A 24828-nucleotide genomic window follows, 5' to 3' on the forward strand; every position below is an offset into this window, starting at 1 on the left:
TTCCGCGCGGCGCACCCCCGTTCGGGGGTGGTGAGACGTCCATCACGCATTACACGATGTCAGGCAACGGTCCGGCAATGAGGAGGACACATGTCGGCGAGGACGAGCGCCACGGACGAGTTCCGGGCCGCCCGGGACTTCCTGCTGGCCCATCGTGAGGACTACGCCACGGCCTACCGGGGCTTCACCTGGCCGCGCCCGGAGTACTTCAACTGGGCGCTCGACTGGTTCGACGTGATCGCAACAGGGAACGACCGCACCGCGCTGCACATCGTCGAGGAGGACGGCACCGAGACCGTGGTCTCCTTCGCCGAGATGTCCGAGCGCTCCTCCCGGGTCGCCAACCGGCTGCGGGACCGGGGGGTGCGCGCCGACGACCGCATCCTCGTGATGCTCGGCAACCAGGCGGAGTTGTGGGAGACGGCCCTCGCCGCGATGAAGCTGCGGGCCGTCGTCATCCCCGCCACCCCGCTGCTGGGCCCCGCCGACCTGCGCGACCGGGTGGAGCGCGGCCGGGTGAGGCATGTGATCGTACGGGCCGAGGACGCTCCCAAGTTCGATGACGTGACCGGCCGTTACACCCGTACCACCGTCGGCGGCACGGTGGACGGCTGGCGGCCCTACGAGGAGGCGTACGCGGCCGCCGCCCGTTTCGAGCCGAACGGGCCGACCAACGCCACCGACCCGCTGATGCTGTACTTCACCTCGGGCACGACCGCCCGGCCCAAGCTGGTCGAGCACACCCATGTGTCGTACCCCGTGGGCCACTTGGCGACCATGTACTGGATCGGTCTGAAGCCCGGCGACGTGCACCTCAACATCTCCTCGCCCGGCTGGGCCAAGCACGCCTGGTCCAACCTCTTCGCCCCCTGGAACGCGGAGGCGACGGTGTTCATCCACAACTACACCCGCTTCGACGCGGGCCGGCTGCTGTCGGAGATGGACCGCGTGGGAGTGACCACCTTCTGTGCCCCGCCGACCGTGTGGCGAATGCTCATCCAGGCCGACCTCACCCGGCTGAAGACCCCGCCCCGCGAGGTCGTCGCCGCCGGTGAACCCCTCAACCCCGAGGTCATCGAGCAGGTGCGCCGGGCCTGGGGGGTGGACATCCGTGACGGCTTCGGCCAGACCGAGACCGCCGTGCAGGTCTCCAACAGCCCCGGCCAGCCGCTGAAGACCGGCTCGATGGGCCGGCCCGGCCCGGGCTTCGAGGTCGTCCTCCTCGACCCCGTCTCGGGCGCCCCCGGCGCCGACGAGGGAGAGATCGCCCTCGACCTCTCCAACCGCCCGGTCGGCCTGATGACCGGCTACCACGGAGACCCGGACCGTACGGCCGAGGCGATGGCCGGCGGCTTCTACCGCACCGGCGACATCGGCTCGCGCGACGAGGACGGTTACATCACCTACGTGGGACGCGCCGACGACGTGTTCAAGGCGAGCGACTACAAGATCAGCCCCTTCGAGCTGGAGAGCGCCCTCCTGGAGCACGACGCGGTCGCCGAGGCGGCGGTCGTGCCCGCGCCGGACGAGGTGCGCCTCGCCGTGCCGAAGGCGTACATCGTGCTGGCGGCCGGCTGGGAGCCGGGCCCGGACACCGCGAAGGTGCTGTTCGAGCACTCCCGGACCGTCCTCGCACCCTACAAACGGCTCCGCCGCCTGGAGTTCGGCGAGCTGCCGAAGACCGTGTCGGGCAAGATCCGCCGCATCGCGCTGCGCGAGGCCACCGCCGCGGGCTCGGACGCGGAGTACCGCGAGGAGGACTTCCGGTGAGCGGCGAGCCGTCCTACACCCACGGCACCGGCGGCACCGCCCTGCTCGGCGACACCATCGGCGTCAACCTCGACCGCGCGGTCGCGGCATGGCCGGACCGCGAGGTGCTCGTCGACGTGCCGTCGGGGCGCCGCTGGACGTACGCCCGGTTCGCCGCCGACGTCGACGCGCTGGCGTACGCGCTGCGCGCGAGCGGCGTCGCCAAGGGCGACCGGGTCGGTATCTGGGCCGTCAACTGCCCGGAGTGGGTACTCGTCCAGTACGCCACCGCACGCATCGGCGCGATCATGGTGAACATCAACCCGGCCTACCGCGCCCACGAGGTGGAGTACGTCCTCGATCAGGCGGGCGTCAGCCTGTTGTTCGCCTCGCTCGGCCACAAGGGGAGCGACTACCGGGCGATGGTCGAGCAGGTACGCGCCCGCTGCCCGCGGCTGCGCGAGGCCGTCTACATCGGCGACCCCGGCTGGGACGCGCTGATCGCCCGCGGGACCCCGGTGCCGTACGAGGAACTGTCCTGCGACGACCCCATCAACATCCAGTACACCTCGGGCACCACGGGCTTCCCCAAAGGGGCCACCCTGTCCCACCACAACATCCTCAACAACGGGTACTTCGTGGGGGAGTCGCTCGCCTACACCGAGCAGGACCGGATCTGCGTGCCGGTGCCGTTCTACCACTGCTTCGGCATGGTGATGGGCAACCTCGCGGCGACCTCGCACGGCGCCTGTGTCGTCATCCCGGCCCCCTCCTTCGATCCGAGGGCCACCCTGGAGGCCGTCCAGCAGGAGCGCTGCACCTCCCTGTACGGCGTACCGACCATGTTCATCGCGGAGCTGAACCTCCCCGACTTCGGCGCGTACGACCTCTCCTCCCTGCGCACCGGCATCATGGCGGGCTCGCCGTGCCCGGTGGAGGTGATGAAGCGGGTGGTCACCGAGATGCACATGAGGGAGGTCGCGATCTGTTACGGCATGACCGAGACCTCGCCCGTCTCCACCCAGACCCGGCGCGAGGACGACCTGGAACACCGCACCGCCACCGTCGGCCGCGTCCTGCCGCACATCGAGGTGAAGGTCGTCGACCCGGTGACCGGGGTGACGCAACCGCGGGGCACGGCAGGGGAGTTGTGCACCCGCGGCTACAGCGTGATGCTCGGCTACTGGGACGAGCCGGAGAAGACCGCCGAGGCCGTCGACGCCGGCAGGTGGATGCACACCGGCGACCTGGCGACCATGCGCGAGGACGGCTACGTCGAGATCGTGGGCCGGATCAAGGACATGATCATCCGGGGCGGCGAGAACATCTACCCGCGCGAGATCGAGGAGTTCCTGTACGGCCACCCGAAGATCGCCGACGTCCAGGTGGTGGGTCTCCCGCACGAGCGGTACGGCGAGGAGGTCCTGGCCTGCGTCATCCCGCACGAGGGCGCGGAACCGCCCACCCTGGAGGAGCTGCGGGCCTACTGCGACGGGCAGTTGGCGCACTACAAGATCCCGAGCGCGCTGCGCGTCCTGGACTCCTTCCCGATGACGGTGTCGGGGAAGGTGCGGAAGATCGAGCTGCGGGAGCGGTACGCCACCGGATAGCCGCCGCGCGACGAGCGCCGACTCAGGCCCCCGCGCCCAGGGCGACCAGCTCCGTCGCCGCGCCGTTCACCGGCTGCGGGGTGCCCGTGAGGTCCAGCACGAACAGACAGACGCCCAGGCCGTCGGCGCGGTCGCGGGCGTCGTCGGTGTACCCGGCGAGGGAGAAGTAGGCGCAGCCGGTGGACTCCGTCATGGCGGTCAGCCACAGGCACTCGACGTCGCGCATCGAGGCCGGGCGGACCGACGGGTCCACCTGGGCCAGCACACCCCGCGCGGCCAGGCCGATGCCGGACGGCTGACGCTGGTCGGCGCGGCGGACGTCCCGGTAGCCCAGCCGGCGCAGATAGAGGGCGACGGCGGTGACCGCGTCACGGGCCGTGCGGATGGTCAGGGGCCGGAAGAGCGCCCGGGGTCCGGCGGGCGCTCCGGCGGGGCCGGGGGCGCCGTCGGGGTCCGGTGACGCGGGGGTGCCGGCGACGGGCACGCGCAGTACGGTCCCGCAGGCGCAGCCCAGCTCCGGGTGGGGCCACTGGCCGGCGCGTCCGCAGCCTCCGCAGCGGACGGTGATCCAGTCCTCGTCCCAGGTGTGGTGGGTGACGGAGGTGGGGCCGGCGCGGCGGTTCAGGGGCGGGGCGACCGGTGTGCCGCACGCACAGGGATACGCCGGAGCGGCGTACGGATGCTCCCGCCCGCAGTCCGGGCACCGCACCACCATGCTCTCGTCCATGCTCTCCACCCCACCACCGAGCGGCCTCGAAACGCCCCCCCATCGTCCTCCAGCCGGGGCCGCTCCGGCAGGCGAACACCCCGAGAGGCCGCGGTGGATCGCAGCCGCCCGCGCCCTTGACGCTCCCTGCCACCCCTCCTAGTCTAATTCCAGATAGCAGAAAATATTTTCCGCATCACGGAAGTCAAGGGGGTGCGGAAACGTCAACTGACGGGATGACGGAAGTGCTCACCGCGGGGCGCGACGGGAGTGGCTCCGGCAGCTGAAGCAGGAGTACGCAATGGCTCGTATGACCGCTGCCCGCGCGGCAGTCGAGATCCTCAAGCGCGAGGGTGTCCGTGACGCGTTCGGTGTCCCCGGCGCGGCGATCAACCCCTTCTACGCGGCCCTGAAGGCCGCCGGAGGGATCCAGCACACCCTGGCACGGCACGTCGAGGGCGCGTCGCACATGGCCGAGGGATACACCCGCGCCCGCCCCGGCAACATCGGCGTGTGCATCGGCACGTCGGGACCCGCCGGGACGGACATGATCACCGGGCTCTACTCGGCCATCGGTGACTCCGTCCCGATCCTCTGCGTCACGGGCCAGGCACCCACGGCCGTGATCCACAAGGAGGACTTCCAGGCGGTCGACATCGCCTCCATCGCCAGGCCGGTCACCAAGATGGCCGTGACCGTGCTGGAGGCCGCGCAGGTCCCCGGAGTCTTCCAGCAGGCCTTCCATCTGATGCGCTCGGGGCGGCCGGGGCCGGTCCTCGTCGACCTCCCCGTCGACGTCCAGCTCGCCGAGATCGAGTTCGACCCCGACACCTACGCGCCGCTCCCGGTCTACAAGCCGGCCGCCACCCGTGCCCAGATCGAGAAGGCGATCGGGCTGCTGAACGAGTCGCGGCGGCCGCTGATCGTGGCGGGTGGCGGTGTCATCAACGCCGATGCCGCCGAACTCCTGGTGGAATTCGTTGAGTTGACGGGGATTCCGGTCGTGCCCACGCTGATGGGCTGGGGCGTCCTGCCCGACGACCACGAGCTGAACGCCGGCATGGTCGGTCTGCAGACCTCGCACCGCTACGGCAACGCGACCTTCCTGGAGTCCGATTTCGTCCTCGGCATCGGCAACCGCTGGGCCAACCGGCACACCGGGAAGCTGGACGTCTACACGGCCGGACGGAAGTTCGTCCACGTCGACATCGAGCCCACCCAGATCGGCCGGATCTTCGCCCCCGACTACGGCATCGCCTCCGACGCCGGGGCCGCTCTGGAACTGTTCGTCACGGTGGCACGGGAGTTGCGGGAGGCCGGCCGGCTGCCGGACCGCTCCGCGTGGGCGGCGGCCGCGCAGGACCGCAGGGCCCGCCTGCAGCGCCGTACGCACTTCGACGACATCCCGATCAAGCCGCAGCGCGTCTACGAGGAGATGAACAGGGCCTTCGGTCCCGAGACCCGGTACGTCTCCACGATCGGCCTCTCCCAGATCGCCGGCGCCCAGATGCTGCACGTCTACCACCCGCGCCACTGGATCAACTGCGGCCAGGCGGGACCGCTGGGCTGGACGGTCCCGGCCGCGCTCGGCGTCGCGAAGGCCGACCCGGAGGCGTCCGTCGTCGCTCTCTCCGGCGACTACGACTTCCAGTTCATGATCGAGGAGCTGGCGGTCGGGGCGCAGCACCGCATCCCGTACGTGCACGTCCTGGTCAACAACTCCTACCTCGGCCTCATCCGCCAGGCCCAGCGCGCCTTCGACATCGACTTCCAGGTCAACCTGGAGTTCGAGAACGTCAATTCGCCCGAGCTGGGCGTCTACGGCGTCGACCACGTCAAGGTCGCCGAGGGACTCGGGTGCAAGGCGATCCGGGTGACCGACCCGGCCGACCTGGGCGCCGCCCTCGAACAGGCGAAGAAGCTCGCGGCGGAGTACCGGGTGCCGGTCGTCGTCGAGGCGATCCTGGAGCGCGTCACCGACATCTCGATGTCCACGACGAACGACATCGGCAATGTGGTGGAGTTCGAGGAGACCGCGACGGAGCCGGGCCACGCGCCCACGTCGATCAGGCCGCTGCGGGTCTGAGGGGCCGTACGGACGTCGCGTGCGGCTCGTCCGGGGGCGGGCCGCATCCGTCCGGGGGGAGCGGGACGACGGACGGGGGGAGGCCCTGCGGCGGCGCGACCTCGCAGGACGCGAGCCGCTGTGCCGTGCCGCCGCAGGGCCTCCCCCGTCGCCCCCGGGTCTCCCCCGACCCCGGGCCCCCGTTTCCCCCGATCCCCCGTGGTTCCCCCGTGCCTCCGCGTTCCCCCGTGGAGGCTTCCCCCGTCGAGGCCCGCCGCCCCCGTGCCGGCGGGCCTCATGTGTCGAGAATGTGCCCTGTCCCACTGGTGGTTGAAGCCCCCACGCACGGGTTCAGAGGTTGATTTGAGGGTTCCGTAGACGGCCTACGCACGCTTGCGTAGGCCGTCGTCCTTCAGCGGTGGCCGGTGATCGGGTTGTCCGGACCGGACCGGGGCCGGCGGCAGCAGGCGAGGACCGGACCGCGGGGCGCGGTCCGGTCCTCGTCGATTCCCAACGGTCAGGTGCGGCGGTAGCGCCGGTACGCGGACGTTCTCCGTCGAGGGACGGACCGCGGCGGGTGCGTCGGCGCCGGTTCCGCGTCCCTCACGTCGAGACGCGGGCCGGAGCCTGCACCACCGCACTGGCGCGCACGCCGCCGCGGTCCGTGCCGTGCCCGCGGGCGTCCGTCACGCACCCCTCATCCGGGTGGTCGGAAACGGTCGCGGGCGGTGCGTCCGATGGCTGATGAGTGATCACCAGGGACCGGACGCCGTCGGGAAATGCATGAAGTCGATCGCCGGATGAGGCGGTTCCCGCACTCCGGGGGCGCCTTCCTGGCGTCGGCCAGACCCTCACCCGCCGTCAGGAGGCGTATCGGCGTCGAGGCGCGCCGCCGACGCGGCTCAGGAGGTCGGCGTACCCGGAACGGTGGTTCCGGCCCGCGGCGGTGCCTGGGCGCGACAGGACAGATGTCGGCGCCGCCGCGGACCGGAAGTCGGGGGCTCGCCTCAGACCCGGGCGCCGGAGAGGCGTTCCACGGCCCGCAGCAGGGCCGAGTGGTCGAGGCCGCCGTCGCCCTGGGCGCGCAGCGAGGCGACCAGCTGGGCCACCACGGCGCCGACCGGCAGGGCGGCGCCCACGGTCCGGGCGGCGTCGGTGACGATGCCCATGTCCTTGTGGTGCAGGTCGATGCGGAACCCCGGCTCGAAGTCCCGGTTCAGGAAGTTGTCCTTCTTGCGGGTCAGCACGGTCGACCCCGCGAGCCCGCCGTTCAGTACGTCGAGCGCGGCCGTCAGGTCCGCCCCGGACTTCTCCAGGAACACCACCGCCTCGGCGCACGCCTGGATGTTCACGGCGACGATCAGCTGGTTGGCGGCCTTCACGGTCTGTCCGGCGCCGTGCGGGCCGCACAGCACGATGGTCCGGCCGAGCGCCTCGAAGAGCGGCTCGGCCTCGGCGAAGTCGGCGCGCTCGCCGCCGACCATGATGGACAGCACGGCCTCGACCGCGCCCGCCTCACCGCCGGACACAGGGGCGTCCAGCACCCGGATGCCCTTTTCCTTCGCGGCCGCGGCCAGCGCGACGGAGGTCCGCGGGGTGATGGAGGACATGTCGATCAGCAGGGTGCCGGGCCGGGCGTTCTCCAGGATGCCGTCGGGGCCGTACGCGACCGCCTCGACCTGGGGAGAGGCGGGCACCATCGTGATGACGACGTCGGCGTCGCGCACGGCCTGGGCGACGGAGGCCGCCGCGGTCCCGCCGGCGGCGGCCAGCCGGTCGAGCTTGTCCTGCTCCGGGGTGTGGCCCGTGACGTCGTAACCCGCCTTGATCAGGTTCTCGGACATGGGGGACCCCATGATGCCGAGACCTATCCACGCGACCTTGGGAAGAGTGCTCATGGTGAGGGTGCCTCTCTGACTGCTCTGCTGCGTCTTCGGGGAGTGGGCCACCGACGCGCGGCGGGCCTGCGACGGCGGGGGCTCAGCGGGTCGCGCGGGCCTCGCGGGGGAGCCATTCGAAGGACTCGGCGCTCGGCCGGTCGCCCGGCTTGTACTCCAGGCCGACCAGACCCTCGTAACCGGCCTTGGCCAGCTGCTCAAGGAGATCATCCAGCGGGAGGCCGCCGGTGCCGGGAGTGCCGCGACCGGGGTTGTCGGCGATCTGTACATGGCCGGTCCTCGCGGCGTACTCGGCGATCACCCGCGGCAGGTCCTCGCCGTTCATGGACAGGTGGTAGAGGTCCATCAGGAAGCGCGCGTTGCCGAGGCCCGACGCCTCGTCGACCCGGTCGACGACACCGACGGCGGCCGGGGCCGACACCAGGGGGTACCGCGGCGACTCCACCCGGTTCAGGGCCTCGATCAGCACGATCCCCCCGATCCGGTCGGCCGCGCGGGCAGCCGCCACCAGGTTGTCCAGGGCCAGCGCGTCCTGCTCGGCCGGGTCCACGCCGTCGACGCGGTTGCCGTACAGGGCGTTGAGCGCCGTGCAGCCGACCGACTCGGCGAAGGCCGCGGCGACCTCGATGTTGGCGCGGAAGCGTTCCGCCTCCTCGCCCGGGATCGACAGCGCGCCCCGGTCCGGCCCCGGCAGGACGCCGGAGTAGAAGTTCAGCCCGGTGAGCCGCACCCCCGCGTCCTCCAACGCGCCGCGGAGGGCGTCGAGTTCGGACCGCGCGGGGGTGGGGGAGTCGACCCAGGGCCACCACAGCTCGACCGCGGTGAAGCCGGCCGCGGCCGCCGCCGCGGGGCGCTCCAGGAGCGGGAGTTCGGTGAAGAGGATCGACAGGTTGACGGTGTAGCGCTGCTCCGCGAATCCCATGGGGCCTCAGGCGCTCCCTTCCGTACCGGTTTCCATATTGTGGAATTTATTTTCTGCTTAATGGAAGATTGCCGTCGGTCGTCGGAGCTTGTCAAGAGGGCTCGGTGGAAAACGGTGCCGCGCGTTAGGTTGTGCCCGTGCGATTGAGAGTGGAGTTCACGACCGAGCCCTTCGACCTGGACGAGGCCCCGGCGCACGCGCTCGTGGCCCGTGAGGTCGTCGAGGCGGCCGCTCTGGACGCGGTCGACGTCGGCCCGTTCGGCAACACCGCGGAGGGGGGTGCCGACGTGGTGCTCACCACCGTGGACGCCCTGCTGCGGCGGACCCTGGAATCCGGTGCCACCCGGATCTCGCTGCAGATCAATGTGCTCGGGGAGGACGGCGAGTGACCGGCGCCGGTGACGAACCCTTCCTCGCGGCGGTCAAGCCGCTGGTCGACGCCATGGGCGGGCTCATGCTGCCGCCGGGCGAGGCCGGCCCCGACGACGTCATCCTCTCCTGGGAGGGTGCCGACGTCGTCGCCGTACGTCTGCCGCAGCTCGCCGAGTCCCTGGACCACATCCTCGCCGCGCTGGAGCGCCAGAAGGGCCGGCCGCTGGCCGACCTCGACCGCAGGGCCAAGCAGGAGGTCGTACGGATGCTGGAGGCGCGCGGCGCCTTCTCCGTGCGCCACGGCGTGGAGACCGTGGCGAGCGCGCTCGGCGTCAGCCGCTTCACCGTCTACAACTACCTGAACCGGGACAAGCAGTAGGAAGCGGAGTTCGGAGGGCTTCGGCGCCCGAATTTTCAACAAAGTGTTGACGCGATGTCGTGCGGGAGCGTTAGCTGACCGCATGACGCCGACATCCGTGCCCCCGGGCCTGGCCCGGTTCAACGCTCTGGAGAAGCCCGCTGCGCACGCCGTGCTCCACGAGGCGTGTGCCTCCACGGCCTGGGTGAAGCGGCTGCTGGCCGCCCGGCCGTACGCCACCGCCGAAGACCTCTACGCCACCAGCGACACCGCCATGGCCGGGCTGACCGCCGACGACCTCGCCGAGGCCATGGCCGGCCACCCGCCGATCGGCCGCCCCACGCCCGGCGACCCGACCTCCGCCCGGGAACAGTCCGGGATGGCCTCGGCCGACGACGCGCTCAGGGCCGAGATGCTCGAACTGAACCTGGCGTACCAGGAGAGGTTCGGCCATGTCTTCCTGATCTGCGCGACCGGCCGCAGCGCCGAGCAGATGCGCGACGCGGTCAGGGAGCGGATCGGCAACGCGCCGGAGCGGGAACGCGAGATCGTCCGCGTCGAACTGGGCAAGATCAACCGTATCCGGCTCGCCCGCGTCGTCGAAGAGGACCGATCGTCATGAGCACGAGCACCACCGCCTCCGTGTCCACGCACATCCTGGACACCAGCGTGGGCCGCCCCGCAGAGGGCGTCGCCGTCCGGCTCTCGGTCCGTGCGGGCCGGGACGCCGACTGGCAGGCGCTCGGCGGCTCCGCGACCGACGCGGACGGGCGGTGCCAGGACCTGCCGGCGCCGCCGGAGGGGACCAGCCACGTACGGCTCGACTTCGAGGTCGAACCGTACTTCTTGAAGAAGCAAGCCGATGCGCAGCAGGACGCCCCCGCGAACCGGGACAGCGGTGCCGTGTTCTTCCCCGAGGTGGCGATCACCTTCGCCGTGCTGGCCGGGGAGCACTACCACGTACCGCTGCTGCTCAACCCGTTCGGCTACTCCGTATACCGAGGGAGCTAGCTCATGCCCACCATCCTGGGACAGAACCAGTACGGCAAGGCCGAGAACCGGGTCGTCAAGATCACGCGGGACGGCGCCACCCACCACATCAAGGACCTGAACGTCTCGGTGTCGCTGAGCGGCGACATGGACGAGGTCCACTACTCCGGCTCCAACGCCAACGTCCTGCCGACCGACACCACCAAGAACACGGTGTACGCGTTCGCCAAGGAGCACGGCATCGAGTCCGCCGAGCAGTTCGGCATCCACCTGGCCCGGCACTTCGTGACCTCCCAGCCGGCCATCCACCGGGCCCGCATACGCGTCGAGGAGTACGCCTGGGACCGCATCGAGCACGGCGGCGAGGGCGCGCACTCGTTCGTCCGCACGGGCCGGGAGACCCGGCTGGCGCAGATCACCTACGACGGCTCGTCGTGGGAGGTCGTCTCCGGCCTCAAGGACCTCACCGTCATGAACTCGACGGACTCCGAGTTCTGGGGCTACGTCAAGGACACGTACACGACCCTGCCCGAGGCGCACGACCGCATCCTCGCCACCGAGGTGTCCGGCCGCTGGCGCTTCAACTGGACCGACGACACACAGGACATGCCCGACTGGGACACGTCGTACGAGCAGACGAAGCAGCACATGCTCCGGGCCTTCGCCGAGACCTACTCGCTCTCGCTCCAGCAGACCCTCTACCAGATGGGCTCGCGGATCATCGAGAACCGCGACGAGATCGACGAGGTCCGCTTCTCGCTCCCCAACAAGCACCACTTCCTGGTGGACCTGAAGCCGTTCGGCCTCAAGAACGACAACGAGGTGTACTTCGCCGCCGACCGGCCCTACGGCCTGATCGAGGCGACCGTCCTGCGGGACGGGCGCGAGGCGAGGATCCCCGCGGACCTGACCAACCTCTGAGGGGCGCACCATGACAGCAGTTCAGCGCATCGTGATCGAGAACTGTTCGATCGCGACCGTGGACGCCGACGACACCGAGTACGCCACCGGCCATGTCGTCATCGCCGGCAACCGGATCGAGTCGCTCGGCGCGGGCAGGGCCCCCGAGGGCCTGTCGGACGTCGTCCGCCGCATCGACGCCACCGGCCACCTCGTGACCCCCGGCCTGGTCAACACGCACCACCACTACTACCAGTGGATCACCCGGGGCCTCGCCACCGACCACAACCTCTTCGACTGGCTCGTCGCGCTCTATCCGACCTGGGCGCGCATCGACGAGCAGATGGTCTACGCGGCCGCCCAGGGCTCCCTGGCGATGATGGCCCGCGGAGGCGTCACCACCGCGATGGACCACCACTACGTCTTCCCGAAGGGCTCGGGCGACCTGTCCGGCGCGATCATCCGCGCCGCCCGCGAGACCGGCGTCCGCTTCACCCTCGCCCGCGGCTCCATGGACCGCAGCGAGAAGGACGGCGGACTGCCCCCGGACTTCGCTGTCGAGACCCTCGACGGCGCCCTCGCGGCGACCGAGGCCACGGTCGAGGAGCACCACGACTCCTCCTTCGACGCGATGACCCAGGTCGCCGTCGCCCCCTGCTCGCCGTTCTCCGTCTCCACCGAACTTCTGCGGGAGGGAGCCGAGTTGGCCCGCCGCCTCGGCGTACGGCTGCACACCCACGGCTCGGAGACCGTCGAGGAGGAGCAGTTCTGCAAGGAACTGTTCGGAATGGGCCCCACCGACTACTTCGAGTCCACGGGCTGGCTCGGCGAGGACGTGTGGATGGCGCACTGCGTCCACATGAACGACTCCGACATCGCCGCCTTCGCCCGGACGAAGACGGGTGTCGCCCACTGTCCCTCGTCCAACGCCCGTCTGGCCGCCGGCATCGCCCGCGTCCCGGACATGCTCGCGGCCGGCGTCCCGGTCGGCCTCGGTGTCGACGGCACGGCGTCCAACGAGTCCGGTGAGCTGCACACCGAGCTGCGCAACGCGCTGCTCATCAACCGGCTCGGCGCACACCGGGAGGCCGCCCTCGACGCCCGTCAGGCCCTGCGCCTCGGGACGTACGGCGGCGCCCAGGTCCTCGGCCGCGCGGCCGAGACCGGCTCCCTGGAAGCGGGCAAGCTCGCCGACCTGGTGCTGTGGAAACTCGACACCCTCGCGCACGCCTCGATCGCCGACCCGGTGACCGCCCTGGTCTTCGGCGCGGCGGCCCCGGTCACGGCCTCGTTCGTGAACGGCCGTCAGATCGTCGAGAACGGACGCCTGTTGCATGTCGACGAGGACGCTATCGCCCGCTCCACCAGGGACGAGGCCCGACGTCTGGCGCGGATCGCCGCCGAGGCGTGACCCGTTGAACTCCGGTCGAGGGGGACGGCCCTCGGCCGGAGCCGTGGACCCGACGCGGTCCGCGGCGGCGGTCTCCGGGGCGCGACGAACGTGCGCCCCGGGGACCGCCCAGGACACCGGCGCTGCCGCCCGCCGCCCGCCGGCCGGGAGCCCCCGGGGCCGGCGGCGGGTGGCCGCGATCCGTCAGGCGAGGGCCGCGAGCCGGTCCCGGACCCGTGCCGCGACCGTGTACGTGTCCCCGGTCGGCTCGGTCGCGAGCGGCCCCGGGTTCCGTGCCCAGCGATCCTCCAGGGCGAACCAGTCGATCTTCTTCGGTGCCCGGCCCTCCGCCAGCGCGGCCCGCAGCTCCTCGAAGTACGTCGCCCAGCGCAACCGGTACAGCCCGCCGACCAGCCCCGCCCACTCCCGGTTGGCGTAGTCGCGCAGTCCCGCGTCCGCGCCCTCCCGCGTGCCCCACACGGTCAGCAGCGACAGGGCGTCGTACGACAGCTCCGCCCGCTCGGTGGCGCCCACGGCCCAGGAACGGGCATCGGCGACCCAACGCCCCAGCAGATGACGGGAGTCGGTGGCCACCAGCTCGTCCAGCAGATCCATGAGGGAGAGCCAGTCACGGCTCGCCGTCGCCAGCCGCGCGGTGTCCTTGGCGTCGTAGGCGGCCTTGATCTGCGGCAGCATGACCCGGCTGCGGTTGGACAGCGCCTGGCGGGCCACGTCGAGCAGGTCGCGGCGGTAGGCGGAGGACGCCCGCAAATTCGGCCGCACCCGCAGCATCTCGCCGAGCGCGGGCTCGAAGTCGGCCGCTCTGTAACGGAGTTGCTTGGGCGACCAGCGGCCGGCCCGTACGGCGTCGAGTGCGGGCCGCGAGCCGAACAGGCCGTCGGCGCCCTCGCTCCACGAGTCGGTGCGGGTGGTGCCGTACGCGGTGCGGCGCAGGATGTCCCAGGCCGCCTCGGCATGCGGGTCACGGGCCCCGTATCGGGCGTGCGCCCACTCGGCGAACCAGGTCTTCAGGTCCAGCTCACCCTCCCGCCAGGCCAGTTCGGAGAAGAGGGCGAAGGCGGCCGGGTTGTTGTCCGCCGCCTCCGGCATCAGGGCGATCCCGTGCAGGGTGCTGCCGTCCTTGGTGCGCCACTTCTCGTAGAGCGCGGCCCAGTCGGGGGTGTTCGCGCCGAGCGCGGTGTGGCCGCCGAAGTTCCAGATCGACCCGAAGGCGTACGGGGTGGCGCCCCAGTCGGCCTCCCGGTCGGTGACCGTGGGGAAGCGGTCGGAGAGTCCGTCGACGACGAGCATGTGCTGCTTGTCGACGGCGTCGACGATCGCGCGCGGCGGGTTGTGCTGCCAGCCGAGAATCACCCAGGTGGCTCCCGGGTGCGCCCGCTGGAGCGCCCGCTCGACACCCTTGGCCGCGTCGGCGACGGGCACGTCCCCCGGGTCGCCGCCCTCGTGCAGCAGATCCATCTTGTACAGGGCCGACGGGCCGAACATCTCGTCCTGCGTCCGGTAGAAGGCCGCCGCCACCCGCGCGAACTCCTCCGTGCGCGGGTCCAGCCAGTCGGGGCGCGTGAAGCCCATCCACTCGCCCTGCGGCACGGTCCGCGCCCCTGGCACCCGCTCGGCGAATCCGGCCGGGACCGTCCCGAAGTAACCCGGGAACACCGGGGTCATCCCCAGCTCGCGCGCCCGGTCGGCGATCCGGCGGCCGAGGGCGGCCCGCGCGTCGAGGAGCTGCCGGGAGACGGGGGTGGGGAAGCCGGACAGGTTCTGCAGCAGCCACCACGGCTGATGGGCCGGGCCCGGCACCCACGCCCGGAGCTCCTCCTGCGTGTACCCGAACTCCTGGAACACCCGGTGGTACAGCGCGTCCGCGCCGGCGTAGACGAGAACCTCGTTGTAGCCGTGCAGCGCCAGCACGTCCAGCTCGCGTTCCCAGTACGTCCAGTCGAGGTACGCGCCCGTGTAGCCGTCGTTGGTGTCGTTGAGCGCGAAGCGGTGGGTGACGTTGGCCCGGCGGTCGACGGTCCCGTCGAGACCGGGCAGCTCGCGCGGCAGGAGGTCCGTCTGCTCGCCCGCCCAGTTGATCTCGGCGTACGCGATGTGCCGCAAGTACCAGTTGAGGCCGGTGAGCTGGGTGGCCGGTGTGTCACCGGCGATCGTGATGCGCCCGGTGCTCCCCGACACGCGGAAGGTGTCGAACTCCCTCCCGTCCGTGAACGTGATCTGCCGCCAGTGGTCCGGCAGCAGCCGCCGGGCCGCCGCCGAGGCCGTGCGCAGCGCCCTGTCGGCACGGGGCGTGTCGTCCGAGGGGATCGCACGGGCCCGGGTGCAGGCCACGGCGGGACCGGCGGCGAGTGCGGCGAGCAGGGCACGACGGGCGAGCGGCATGGTGTCTCCGGGGTGCGGTGGGGGTACGCCGTGGCAGGAATACCCGCTGAAACCGTACTTGTGCGCAGACATGGGGCCACACGGGGGAGAACCCGGCATGAACGACTCCTTCCGTACCGGCGGGCAGCCTTCGCGCGGGCCGCGACGGGATCGCCGGTGGCGACCGGATGACCGGATGACCGGGTGGCCGCCGGGTGGCTGACGGGCCGTCCGACGCGTGCGGCCGTCCGTGGCGTGGCGCGGGGGAGGGGGTCCTGGCCGGAACCCGCGTACCCGCTCGGGGGCGGTGCTGCCGATGTCGCCGGGGGCGTGTCCCGGATGCCGGGCCGGGGCGCGCGGACCTGTCGGCAGGGGGCGTACGGTCACAGGCCGAACAGCGTGGGGTCCTTCGCCAGCGTCCGGAAGTACTCCCTGGGGTCGGCCACCAGCTTGCGGAGCTTGAGGTCCATCAGGCCGCCCACGCCGGTGATCTCGGCCGCGACGGTGCCGTCCGTCCGGCGGACGGTCTGCTCGATGCGGAACGCTCTGCCCGTACCCCATACGAAGGCGCACGTCACCTCGACCTCGTCGCCGGCCAGCAGTTCGCGCCGGTAGCTGATCGTCGTCTCCAGCGCCACCGGCCCGACCCCCTGCGCCATCAGGTCGGCCTGGCGGATCCCGGCGGCCTGCAGCAGCGACCAGCGCGCGTGCTCGCCGTACTGCAGGTACACGCTCTGGTTCAGGTGCCCCTGCACATCGGTCTCGTACCCCCGCACGGTCACCGGAACGGAAAACGGCTCGGCCATGACTTCCCCTACCTGACACTGAGGCGAACGGAACGCCCACCAGCTTACTGAGCGCTTGCTCAGCTAAGCGTGCCCGGTCCTCGGCTAGGCACGCCTCGGCGAGGCCAGCAGATACCGCTCCCGGGTACGCGGATCGGTGTGCTCGCTCACCTGCCAGCCCGCACCCTCCAGCGTCGCCGCGCAGGCCGCCAGCGCCGCCGTGTCGGGTTCCCGCACGGCGACGGCCTCCGGCTGCGGAGTGGCCCGCACGCGGTAACCCCCGTGCGTCGGCGCCGTGTCCGCGTCCGCCGGCCGGTGCCCCGCGGCCTCCAGGGCCAGCGCGGCCGCCCGCACCAGATGCGCGCGCTCCCAGCCGCAGGGGCGGTCCGCGGCGCCGCCCGGATTGGTCATCCGGCGCAGCTCCAGGAGTCCCTGCCAGGCGCTGTGCACCTCTCGGTCGCGGGCCGGACCGCGGGCGGCGGTCTCCTCGCCGCCGACCCGTGCGGCGAAGACACCGGTCTCGGCGGGCGCGGTGCCGGCGTCCTCGGGCGCCGCCTCCGGGACACCGTCCGGTGCCGTCTCCCGTACGCGGTGCCCGGCCGGTGTCAGGAAGTGGCCGTGCGGCGGACGAGGATGCCGGAAGGCCAGCCCCCGCTTCACCAGCGCGGCCAGCTGCGCCGCCGTGCCCGTCAGCCGTCCGGTCACCGGCTCGGCGGCGTCGATGATCCGCCGCTGGGCGGCGGTCGGCGGTCGTGTCACGGCACCCTCCCTCACCCGAGCCCGCTGAGCACTCCACTCGGAAGGCTACGAGGAGGGTCTGACATTCCACCCCGCGACGACCGGGCGCCCGTGCTCCGTGCCGAGGCGGCAGACCGTGCCCGTGGCCAGCTGGAACAGCGCGCCGCCGGAGGCGGGCAGGCCGAGATAGCGGGCCGTGAGGACGCGCAGGAAGTGCCCGTGCGCCACGAGTACCACGCTCCCCTCGTTGTTCCCCAGCGCCGCGTGGGCCTTCGCCAGCATCCGGTCCGCGCGCGCCCCGACCTCCTCCGGGCTCTCCCCGGGGTGCTCCGGCGGACCGGGCGCGACCCCGTCCGTGAACAGGAACCAGTCCGGCCGTGTGCGATGGATCTCGACGGTCGTGACGCCCTCGTACCCGCCGTAGTCCCACTCGACGAGATCCGCCTCGACGCGCGCCCCGGTGAGCCCGGCCAGTTCCGCGGTCTCCCGGGCCCGCTTCAGCGGGCTCACGAAGACGGCGCCGACGCGGTGCGAGCCGAGCAGGGGGGCGAGGCCGCTCGCCTGCTCGCGGCCGTGGTCCGTCAGTGAGATGTCGGTCCAGCTCGTGTGCTGCCCGGACGCCGACCACTCGGTCTCCCCGTGCCGCACCAGAAGAAGATCACCCATGTCCCCAGGCTACGATCCTGCCCCGCCGACGCCCTCCGGGCCGCCTCCCAGGGCGCGCGCCCACCGCTCCAGCTGCGTGAACTCCTCCTCCCCGAGACCCCGGCGCGGATCGATCCGCAGCAGCAGGGCCGGTGTGTCGTGGTGCTCGGCCACATGCCGGACGTCGAGGTCGGTGATCATGTCGTCGACCCAGACGAACGGCCGTCCCGCCGCCCACTCCAGGACCCGCCGGGTCTTCCAGTAGAGCCCGTCCGCGTCCGGCACGAAGAGGTTGCCGAACTCGATGACCGGCAGGTCGCGGGGCAGCCCGATCACCGGCCCGATCATCTCGTTGGCCTCGTGCATCCACGTCGTGGCCCACGCCAATTCGTAGGGCAGCGCGAGCAGTCGTTCCCCGTGCGCCGGGTTCAACCGGATCCGCAGGCCCCGGCGCAGCCGGCGGGACCCCGGTTTCTGGCGCGAGGACCAGTTCGAGGGATGCACCCGGCGGGTCACATAGCCGCGGGGACGCCACCGGGCGCCGAAGGGGTTGAGGGGACCGTCGACGTCGAGGAGGAGCAGGGGGCGGTCGGTCATGGGGGAGGTCTACCCATGCCGGGGTGGTCTGCGCGCGTACCGGCGCCGGCAACTACTGTCGCGGGCATGGTCTTACACGATCCCTTCGGTGCCACCCGCGAGGCCTACGACGCCGTCGCCTCCACCTATGCGCAGATGTTCGGCGACTCCCTGCGGGACAGCCCCCTGGACCGCGCGATCCTGGGCGCCTTCGCCGAGGTCGCGCGGGCGAGCGGGGACGGCCGGGTCGCGGACCTGGGGTGCGGGCCCGGCCATGTCACCGCTCATCTCGCCGGGTCGGGGCTGGACGCGTTCGGTGTCGACGCCTCGCCCGCGATGATCGAACTGGCCCGGCAGGCTCACCCCGGCCTGCGGTTCGACGTGGGCTCGATGGCCGCGCTGGACATCGCGGACGGTGTGCTCGGCGGCGTCCTGTCGCGGTGGTCCGTCATCCACACCCCGCCTCCCGAAGTCCCGCTCCTGCTCGCGGAGTTCCACCGTGTGCTGGCGCCCGGAGGGCACCTGCTCATCGGCTTCTCGGCGAGCGAGGGCCCGTCCCGTCCGACGCAGGTCTTCGACCACACGGTCGCGCCCGCCCATCGCTGGTGGCCCGATCACCTCGCCGCGCTGCTGCGCGAGTGCGGGCTGGCCGAGGTGGCCCGGATGGTGCGCGAGCCGCAGCCCACCGACCGCAGGCAGTTCAAGGAGATCCAGCTGCTGGCCCGCAAGGCCGAGGAGTGACGAGTGCGGCCGGGTCCGCTACTGCCGGTACCCGCTCAGGAACCGGCCGATCCGGCTGATCGCCGCGTCCAGGTCGTCCGCGTGGGGGAGGGTGAGGATGCGGAAGTGGTCGGGGGCGGGCCAGTTGAAGCCGGTGCCCTGGACGACCTGGATCTTCTCGCGCAGGAGCAGGTCCAGGACGAACCTCTCGTCGTCGTGGATCCTGTGGACCTTGGGGTCGAGCCGGGGGAAGGCGTAGAGGGCCCCCTTGGGCTTGACGCAGGAGACGCCGGGGATCTCGTTGAGCTTCTCCCAGGCCACGTCGCGCTGTTCGTACAGGCGGCCGCCCGGCGTCGTCAGCTCGGTGATGGACTGGCGGCCGCCGAGAGCGGCCTGGATGGCGTACTGGGCGGGCGCGTTGGCGCACAGCCGCATGGAGGCCAGCATCGTCAGCCCCTCCAGGTAATCGCGGGCGTGCTGCCTGGGGCCGGAGACGACCAGCCAGCCGGAGCGGAAGCCCGCGACGCGGTACGTCTTCGACAGGCCGCAGAAGGTGAGGACGACCAGGTCGGGGGCGAGCGCGGCGGCCGAGTGGTGCACGGCGTCGTCGTACAGGATCTGGTCGTAGATCTCGTCGGCGAAGACCATCAGGCCGTGGCGGCGGGCGAGGTCGAGGATGCCCTCGATGATCTCCTTCGGGTAGACCGCGCCGGTGGGGTTGTTGGGGTTGATGATGACGACGGCCCTGGTGCGGTCGGTGATCTTCGACGCCATGTCGTCCAGGTCCGGGTACCAGTCGGCCTGCTCGTCGCAGAGATAGTGCACCGCCTTGCCGCCGGCGAGGGTGGTGACCGCCGTCCACAGGGGGAAGTCGGGGGCGGGGATCAGGATCTCGTCGCCGTCCTCGATCAGCGCCTGCACGGCCATGGAGACCAGCTCGGAGACGCCGTTGCCGAGGAAGACGTCGTCCACGTCGACGTCCAGGCCCCGGTCCTGGTAGCGCTGGGCGACCGCGCGGCGGGCCGAGAGGACGCCGCGCGAGTCCGTGTAGCCGTGGGCCCGCGGCAGCATCCGGATCATGTCCTGGAGGATCTCCTCCGGTGCCTCGAAGCCGAAGAGCGCGGGGTTGCCGGTGTTGAGGCGCAGGACGCTGTGGCCCGCCTCCTCCAGGGCGTTCGCCTGCTCGATCACGGGTCCGCGGATCTCGTAACAGACCTCGCTGAGCTTGCTCGACTGCCGGAACTCCATGCGCTCTCGCCCTCCGGTACGTTGTGTTGCTTGGTTTTACCAAGTAGGCGCTTGGAAAGTCCAACGACATGTCTAGACTGCGTCCCATGTCACCTCGCCGAAGCTACGACCAGTACTGTTCCGCCGCTCGGGCGCTCGACCTCGTCGGTGACCGCTGGACCCTGCTGATCGTGCGGGAGCTGCTGGCCGGGCCGCGTCGCTACACGGACCTGCACGCGGACCTGCCGGGCGTCAGCACGGACGTCCTCGCGTCGCGGCTGAAGGACATGGAGCGGGACGGGCTGGCCACGCGCCGCCGGCTGCCTCCGCCGGGGGCGGCCTACGTGTACGAACTCACCGCGCGGGGGCGTGAGTTGTTGCCGGTGCTGCAGGCGCTCGGGGCGTGGGGGGAAGGCGCGCTCGGGGAGCGGCGGCCCACCGACGCCGTGCGGGCCCACTGGTTCGCGCTGCCGCTGCTGCGTGCGCTGGAGGGGGCGACCGCCGGGATCGTCGAAGTCCGGCTGGAGGAGGGGGAGTTCCACCTGCGGGTGGGCGCCGGGGAGGGGCCGGTGTACGGGGAGGGGGCCGCGTCGGGGGAGGCGGACGCGCGGCTGTCCTTCGACGCGGAGACCTGCGGTGCGCTGGGCCGCGGGGAGTTGGGGTTGCGTGAGGCTGTGCGACGGGGGTCGGTCGAGGTGGTGGGGGAGGGGGCGTTGGCGAAGGAGCTGCGGGAGGCGTGAGGTTCGTCGTCGGCCGCGGCTCCGGTGGGGCCGCTCGCGCAGTTCCCCGCGCCCCTGAAAGCCCAGGCCCTGCGGGCCTGAAAGCGTTTCCGGGGCGGGGGGAACTGCGCGAAGGGCGACGGTCAGGCGCCCGGTGGCGGTACCCGGGCCGGGCGGCCCGAGCCCCGGGTCAGGGTGTAGCCGCCGATGCCCGCCAGCGCCGCCAGCGCGGCGCCCAGTGCCGTCCACACCCAGCGGTCGCTCCACCAGCCCGAGGACCAGCCGTCGTCGGGTTCGAGCGAGGAGAGGACGGCCTCGGCGGAGGAGTCGTCCTCGGCCTCCTCCTGGGCCGAGGTGACGGCGATGCCGGGCACCAGCGGCTGTGCCAGCGCGCCGTCGACGGCCGCGGCACCGCCCATGTCCTTCGACTCGACGCCGACCTCGGTGCCGACGGGCAGCCCCAGGTCGGCCGTGGCCAGCCGGATCGTGGTGAGGCGGAGGTAGTACGTGCCCGGCAGCGGATCGTCGGCCCACGGCTCCGACCAGGCGCGCACCGTGCGCAGGGTGCAGGACAGCTCGACGGAGGCCGCCCCCGCCCCGGCGGTCCGGGTCTGCGCCCCGTACTGGCAGGCCTGGCGGCGCCGCAGTCCGTCGTACACGTCGATCTGCCAGGTGGAGGAGGACCCGGCGCCCTCGGGCAGCTTCACGGTCGCCCGTACGGTGGGCCGTTGCCCCGCGTCGGCCGGGAACGACCAGTAGAGGTAGTCGCCGGTCGAGGCGTTCGCCGTCGCGGTCTCGCCCTGCTCGAACTCCGTGGCCGTACGGAAGGAGGTGCCCGCCTCGGTGGGCGCGTCACCGTCCTTCGCGGGGCTCGCGGAGGGAGTGGAGTCGGCGACCGCCGGGGACACGGCCAGGCCGAGCATCAGCAGGGCCGCGCCCAGCACACGTGTGATCCGCATCAGTTGGTCCTCCAGACCGCGACCCGCCAGCGTGACAGCCAGCCCCACAGCACACCCGCCAGGAACCCGACGAGCACCAGCACACCCAGCAGCCACCAGCCACGGCCCAGGCCGAAGGAGGCCACATCGCCGGCCCGGTCGGGCCCTTCCACGACGTCGACGGTGATCTCGAGCGGCAGACCGGGCGTGGTCTTCACCCCGCTCGCCGGTGAGTAGGAGTGGGTCACCTGGAGGCACACGGTCTCGGCACTGTCCGCGTCCGTGGAGTCGTCCTCGTCCTCGGCCTCCGCCTTCGGGTAGCGCAGACCGGTCGAGATGACGTCGGTACGGCCGTTGCCGGCCGCCTCGCCGCGGACGATCTCGCGGTTCTCGGCGGTCACCGCGCGCAGCAGCACCCCGTAGTCCGGGTTGACGTCACGGTCGGCCGCGACGCTCACCGAGGCGCGCAGCTCCTGACCGGGCTCCACGTCCACGCGGTACCAGCGCTGTCGACCGAACTCCTCACGGTCGGTGTACAGCCCCGACGTGAGCTTCGGCGCCTTCGCACATGCCTCGGCACCCTCGACGGCCTTCGGCACGACCACCGGGTCGGCGGCGCGGTCGACCAACTGGTTGACGCGGTCGGTGAGTTCGTCGCCGTGCTCGATCGAGGTGTACGTGCCACCGGTCGCCTCGGCGATACAGCTCAGCTGGAGCCGCATCTTGGCGTTCGGGACCAGGCCGAGCGTGTCGATCGTCAGGCCGATGCCCTTCGCCGCGATCTCGCGGGCCACCTCGCACGGGTCGAGCGGGGCGCAGGTGTCCTCGCCGTCGCTGATCAGCACGATGCGCTTGGTGCCCTCGCCGCCCTCCAGGTCGTCGGCCGCCTTCAGCAGCGCCGGGCCGATCGGGGTCCAGCCGGTCGGGGCGAGCGTCGCCACCGCCGTCTTCGCCTCGGTGCGGTCCAGGGGCCCCACCGGATAGAGCTGCGCGGTGTCCTTGCAGCCCGTCTTCCGGTCGTCGCCCGGGTAGTCGGCGCCCAGGGTGCGGATGCCGAGCTGGACCTCCTCGGGCGTGGCGTCCAGTACCTCGTTGAACGCCTGCTTCGCCGCGGACATGCGGGACTGGCCGTCGATGTCCTTGGCCCGCATCGAACCGCTGACGTCCAGCAGGAGGTTGACCTTGGGCGCGGTGGCCGAAATCTCGTCGGCGACAGCCGTGGACGGGACCGCGATCCCGGCCGTCAGGACGGCGAGCAGGACGAACGCCCCTGTCGCCAGCCTTTGTCTTGTGATCATCGGCGGATCCTATTGATCCGGAGGGTCACGCTTCAAAACGAGACCGCCTGTCGACGATCCGTTCACCGGACGGACGACGCGCGAGCACGGCCCCTTCGGACCCGGCCGCTCACCGCAGCGGACTCGGCACCTCCGCCCAGATGTCGCCGGGCCTCTCCGGCGAAAGGCGCATCAGCGTCAACGCCTTCGTCGGTACCGGCCCCTCCAGCAACGTGCCCAGATCGGGCGTGCGCGGCAGATCCCGCAGGGCGGTGGACAGCGCCTCGCGCAGCACAGGTGTCGAACCGGCCGTGGCGCCCAGCGTGCCCGTGATCAGGGCGCCGAACAGCTTGCGACGCAGGACGGTCTCGTCGTCCGTGACGATGCGGCCGGTCATCGCCGGGGCGGGGACGCCGTGCCGGGCGAGGCGCGCGGGGCTGACCCGGATGTCCGCGAGGTCCCGGTAGACGAGCCGGCGGGGGGCACCCGAGGGGGACAGGACCACCAGCAGGTTCTGGCCGTGCGCCTCCAGGGCCACGCCCAGGTCGAGCAGCCGGAGGGAGACCGTGAGTGCGAGCCGGGCGAAGTCCGCCAGCCAGGACGGCGAACGGGGCAGCTCGGTCGTCGCGAGCGCGGCCACCGGCAGGACCCGTTCGCCGGTCGCCGTGTCCGCGTACGTCTCCGGCGACTCGCGCAGCACCGCCGCGAGATCGGGCGAACCGGCGGTGACCGCGCCGAGGGTGCGCGTGACGTGCAGCAGTCCCCCGGTGCGGGCGGCGACCTCCGTCATGAAGTCGGACACGATCGCCGACGTCTCGATGGAGTAGACCGAGATGTCGCGGACGGACGAGGTCAGCCGGGCGCTCAGCGCGGTCTTGACGTGCGGGCCGCCGTCCGCGAGGGCGAGGGTGCGCAGGGACATCAGGGGGTGCGCCTCGATCACCTCCCCCAGCGGGCACTTGAGCACATGGGCCGCCTGCCACGGATGCACCGGCACCAGCACCCGGCCACCGTCCCGGAACTCGGCCGGCCACTCCCCGACGACCAGCGCTTCCTCCACCGGTGCCAGGCCCAGCCCTACGACCTGCCGGTGCTCCGGCCCGTAGGCGAGCTGGTCGACCGCCGAGAACCCCGGGCGGGAACGGCAGTTGGGGTGGAACGGATGGCCGTCGACGATCAGCTGCTCCCACTCCCAGCCGGTGACCGGGTCGGCGGCGGCCGCCGGCCGATCGGCCCGGGACAGCGCCAGCGAGGCCACACTGTGGTCGAGCTCGACGGCGAAGGCGGCGCTGTGCGGCACCGCGAGGGCGGCCATGAGCCGCGCCGGACGGTCGTGGGGCCGCTCGTCGCACCACACCTCGTCGGTGTGCGCGGAGGTGTCGTACGGGTCCACGGCCGGGCCGTGCAGCCGGCGGCCGTCGGCGAGGTGGAGCGTGACGCCGTCGGCCCCGGCAGTGTCCCGGCGCACCACCCACGGCAGTGGCTCATGGACGAGGCCGCGCCACAGCCGGGACAGCACGGCCGCTCGGGCGCCGGGCAGGGCGGCCGTGTACGGCAGCGCCAGATCGGGGCGCACGGCGCCCAGTTCGGCGCCCAGCGTCGCCTCGGCGTCGGACAACGGGTGACGGTCCACGGAACGGGCTCCTCGGGTGAGGGACGGGCACGGAACCCGCATCGGTATCGGCATCGGCGTACGACCACTGCCCGCCCGACTCCGCCGCGACGCCCGACGGCGGCGCGGCGGAACCCCACGTGGCCGCTTCGCGACGCCGACGCGCACGGGCCGCCCCCGGACGGGACGGCCCGCGGCCGTCTCCCGCCGGAACCGCACCCGGCAGCGTCGCGACGCTGCGCGACGGGC

General features: G+C 72.0%; 23 protein-coding genes. 11 read left to right on the top strand and 12 right to left on the bottom strand.

The features are described from left to right. Positions 1-90: 90 nt before the first annotated feature. The gene (locus tag ACZ6BB_RS02145; protein WP_471613415.1) at positions 91-1770 is read left to right on the top strand and encodes an AMP-binding protein; all 1680 of its coding nucleotides are present in this window, start codon (positions 91-93) and stop codon (positions 1768-1770) included. Next, positions 1767-3359: an AMP-binding protein gene (locus ACZ6BB_RS02150; RefSeq protein WP_471613416.1), complete on the top strand. Its 1593-nt coding sequence runs from the start codon at positions 1767-1769 to the stop codon at positions 3357-3359. The genes ACZ6BB_RS02145 and ACZ6BB_RS02150 overlap by 4 nt, the downstream gene beginning before the upstream one ends. A gap of 22 nt (positions 3360-3381) precedes the next feature. Here the strand turns inward: ACZ6BB_RS02150 and ACZ6BB_RS02155 are convergent, their stop codons facing one another. Further along, complete coding sequence (locus tag ACZ6BB_RS02155) at positions 3382-4086, bottom strand: hypothetical protein (protein WP_471613417.1); 705 nt, start codon at positions 4084-4086, stop codon at positions 3382-3384. 280 nt (positions 4087-4366) lie between these two features. Between ACZ6BB_RS02155 and gcl the strand changes: the two genes are divergently transcribed. Continuing rightward, positions 4367-6151 (top strand): glyoxylate carboligase, encoded by a 1785-nt coding sequence (gcl, locus tag ACZ6BB_RS02160; protein WP_471613418.1) that lies wholly within the window; start codon positions 4367-4369, stop codon positions 6149-6151. Between the two features lie 986 nt (positions 6152-7137). On the opposite strand, the gene ACZ6BB_RS02165 is transcribed toward gcl, so the two are convergent. Beyond that, positions 7138-8028, bottom strand: coding sequence for a 2-hydroxy-3-oxopropionate reductase (locus ACZ6BB_RS02165; RefSeq protein WP_471613419.1), 891 nt, complete (start codon positions 8026-8028; stop codon positions 7138-7140). An 82-nt stretch (positions 8029-8110) separates the two neighbouring features. Further along, positions 8111-8950 (bottom strand): TIM barrel protein, encoded by an 840-nt coding sequence (locus tag ACZ6BB_RS02170; RefSeq protein ID WP_471613420.1) that lies wholly within the window; start codon positions 8948-8950, stop codon positions 8111-8113. 137 nt (positions 8951-9087) lie between these two features. On the opposite strand from ACZ6BB_RS02170, the gene ACZ6BB_RS02175 reads away from it, so the two are divergent. The 6 genes from ACZ6BB_RS02175 to ACZ6BB_RS02200 all read left to right on the top strand — a co-directional run bounded on the left by ACZ6BB_RS02175 (position 9088) and on the right by ACZ6BB_RS02200 (position 12981). Beyond that, the gene (locus ACZ6BB_RS02175; protein ID WP_471613421.1) at positions 9088-9339 is read left to right on the top strand and encodes a hypothetical protein; all 252 of its coding nucleotides are present in this window, start codon (positions 9088-9090) and stop codon (positions 9337-9339) included. Continuing rightward, positions 9336-9701: a helix-turn-helix domain-containing protein gene (locus ACZ6BB_RS02180; protein ID WP_471613422.1), complete on the top strand. Its 366-nt coding sequence runs from the start codon at positions 9336-9338 to the stop codon at positions 9699-9701. The genes ACZ6BB_RS02175 and ACZ6BB_RS02180 overlap by 4 nt, the downstream gene beginning before the upstream one ends. An 82-nt stretch (positions 9702-9783) precedes the next feature. Further along, positions 9784-10302: a 2-oxo-4-hydroxy-4-carboxy-5-ureidoimidazoline decarboxylase gene (gene uraD / locus ACZ6BB_RS02185; RefSeq protein WP_471613423.1), complete on the top strand. Its 519-nt coding sequence runs from the start codon at positions 9784-9786 to the stop codon at positions 10300-10302. Continuing rightward, positions 10299-10691: a hydroxyisourate hydrolase gene (uraH, locus tag ACZ6BB_RS02190; protein WP_471613424.1), complete on the top strand. Its 393-nt coding sequence runs from the start codon at positions 10299-10301 to the stop codon at positions 10689-10691. The genes uraD and uraH overlap by 4 nt, the downstream gene beginning before the upstream one ends. Positions 10692-10694: 3 nt before the next feature. Further along, positions 10695-11591 carry a factor-independent urate hydroxylase gene (pucL, locus tag ACZ6BB_RS02195; protein ID WP_471613425.1) on the top strand — a complete coding sequence of 299 codons (897 nt, stop codon included), beginning with the start codon at positions 10695-10697 and terminating at the stop codon, positions 11589-11591. 10 nt (positions 11592-11601) lie between these two features. Further along, the gene (locus ACZ6BB_RS02200; protein ID WP_471613426.1) at positions 11602-12981 is read left to right on the top strand and encodes an 8-oxoguanine deaminase; all 1380 of its coding nucleotides are present in this window, start codon (positions 11602-11604) and stop codon (positions 12979-12981) included. A gap of 183 nt (positions 12982-13164) precedes the next feature. Here the strand turns inward: ACZ6BB_RS02200 and ACZ6BB_RS02205 are convergent, their stop codons facing one another. From ACZ6BB_RS02205 to ACZ6BB_RS02225, 5 genes are all read right to left on the bottom strand, one after another. Beyond that, the gene (locus ACZ6BB_RS02205; RefSeq protein ID WP_471613427.1) at positions 13165-15363 is read right to left on the bottom strand and encodes an alpha-N-acetylglucosaminidase; all 2199 of its coding nucleotides are present in this window, start codon (positions 15361-15363) and stop codon (positions 13165-13167) included. Positions 15364-15725: 362 nt separating this feature from the next. Beyond that, positions 15726-16148, bottom strand: a complete 423-nt coding sequence (locus ACZ6BB_RS02210) for an acyl-CoA thioesterase (protein ID WP_471613428.1) — start codon at positions 16146-16148, stop codon at positions 15726-15728. A gap of 84 nt (positions 16149-16232) precedes the next feature. Continuing rightward, positions 16233-16886 carry a hypothetical protein gene (locus ACZ6BB_RS02215; protein WP_471613429.1) on the bottom strand — a complete coding sequence of 218 codons (654 nt, stop codon included), beginning with the start codon at positions 16884-16886 and terminating at the stop codon, positions 16233-16235. 45 nt (positions 16887-16931) lie between these two features. After that, the gene (locus ACZ6BB_RS02220) at positions 16932-17531 is read right to left on the bottom strand and encodes a histidine phosphatase family protein (protein ID WP_471613430.1); all 600 of its coding nucleotides are present in this window, start codon (positions 17529-17531) and stop codon (positions 16932-16934) included. A gap of 9 nt (positions 17532-17540) precedes the next feature. After that, on the bottom strand, positions 17541-18107 hold the full coding sequence (locus ACZ6BB_RS02225; RefSeq protein WP_471613431.1) for an HAD domain-containing protein: 567 nt from the start codon (positions 18105-18107) through the stop codon (positions 17541-17543). A gap of 66 nt (positions 18108-18173) precedes the next feature. Here ACZ6BB_RS02225 and ACZ6BB_RS02230 point away from each other — a divergent pair, with 66 nt between their 5' ends. Beyond that, positions 18174-18827 (top strand): class I SAM-dependent methyltransferase, encoded by a 654-nt coding sequence (locus ACZ6BB_RS02230; RefSeq protein ID WP_471613432.1) that lies wholly within the window; start codon positions 18174-18176, stop codon positions 18825-18827. An 18-nt stretch (positions 18828-18845) separates the two neighbouring features. Here ACZ6BB_RS02230 and ACZ6BB_RS02235 read toward each other — a convergent pair whose 3' ends face one another. Further along, the gene (locus ACZ6BB_RS02235; protein ID WP_471613433.1) at positions 18846-20054 is read right to left on the bottom strand and encodes a pyridoxal phosphate-dependent aminotransferase; all 1209 of its coding nucleotides are present in this window, start codon (positions 20052-20054) and stop codon (positions 18846-18848) included. Positions 20055-20140: 86 nt separating this feature from the next. Here ACZ6BB_RS02235 and ACZ6BB_RS02240 point away from each other — a divergent pair, with 86 nt between their 5' ends. Continuing rightward, positions 20141-20773, top strand: a complete 633-nt coding sequence (locus ACZ6BB_RS02240) for a winged helix-turn-helix transcriptional regulator (protein ID WP_471613434.1) — start codon at positions 20141-20143, stop codon at positions 20771-20773. Positions 20774-20895: 122 nt separating this feature from the next. On the opposite strand, the gene ACZ6BB_RS02245 is transcribed toward ACZ6BB_RS02240, so the two are convergent. The 3 genes from ACZ6BB_RS02245 to ACZ6BB_RS02255 form a co-directional block, all read right to left on the bottom strand. Then, positions 20896-21711, bottom strand: a complete 816-nt coding sequence (locus tag ACZ6BB_RS02245; protein ID WP_471613435.1) for a hypothetical protein — start codon at positions 21709-21711, stop codon at positions 20896-20898. After that, positions 21711-22988: a VWA domain-containing protein gene (locus ACZ6BB_RS02250; protein ID WP_471613436.1), complete on the bottom strand. Its 1278-nt coding sequence runs from the start codon at positions 22986-22988 to the stop codon at positions 21711-21713. Before ACZ6BB_RS02250 ends, ACZ6BB_RS02245 begins: the two co-directional genes overlap by 1 nt. Positions 22989-23097: 109 nt before the next feature. Further along, positions 23098-24600, bottom strand: a complete 1503-nt coding sequence (locus ACZ6BB_RS02255) for an IucA/IucC family protein (RefSeq protein WP_471613437.1) — start codon at positions 24598-24600, stop codon at positions 23098-23100. Positions 24601-24828 lie beyond the last annotated feature (228 nt).

This window comes from Streptomyces sp. NPDC041108, assembly GCF_055592645.1.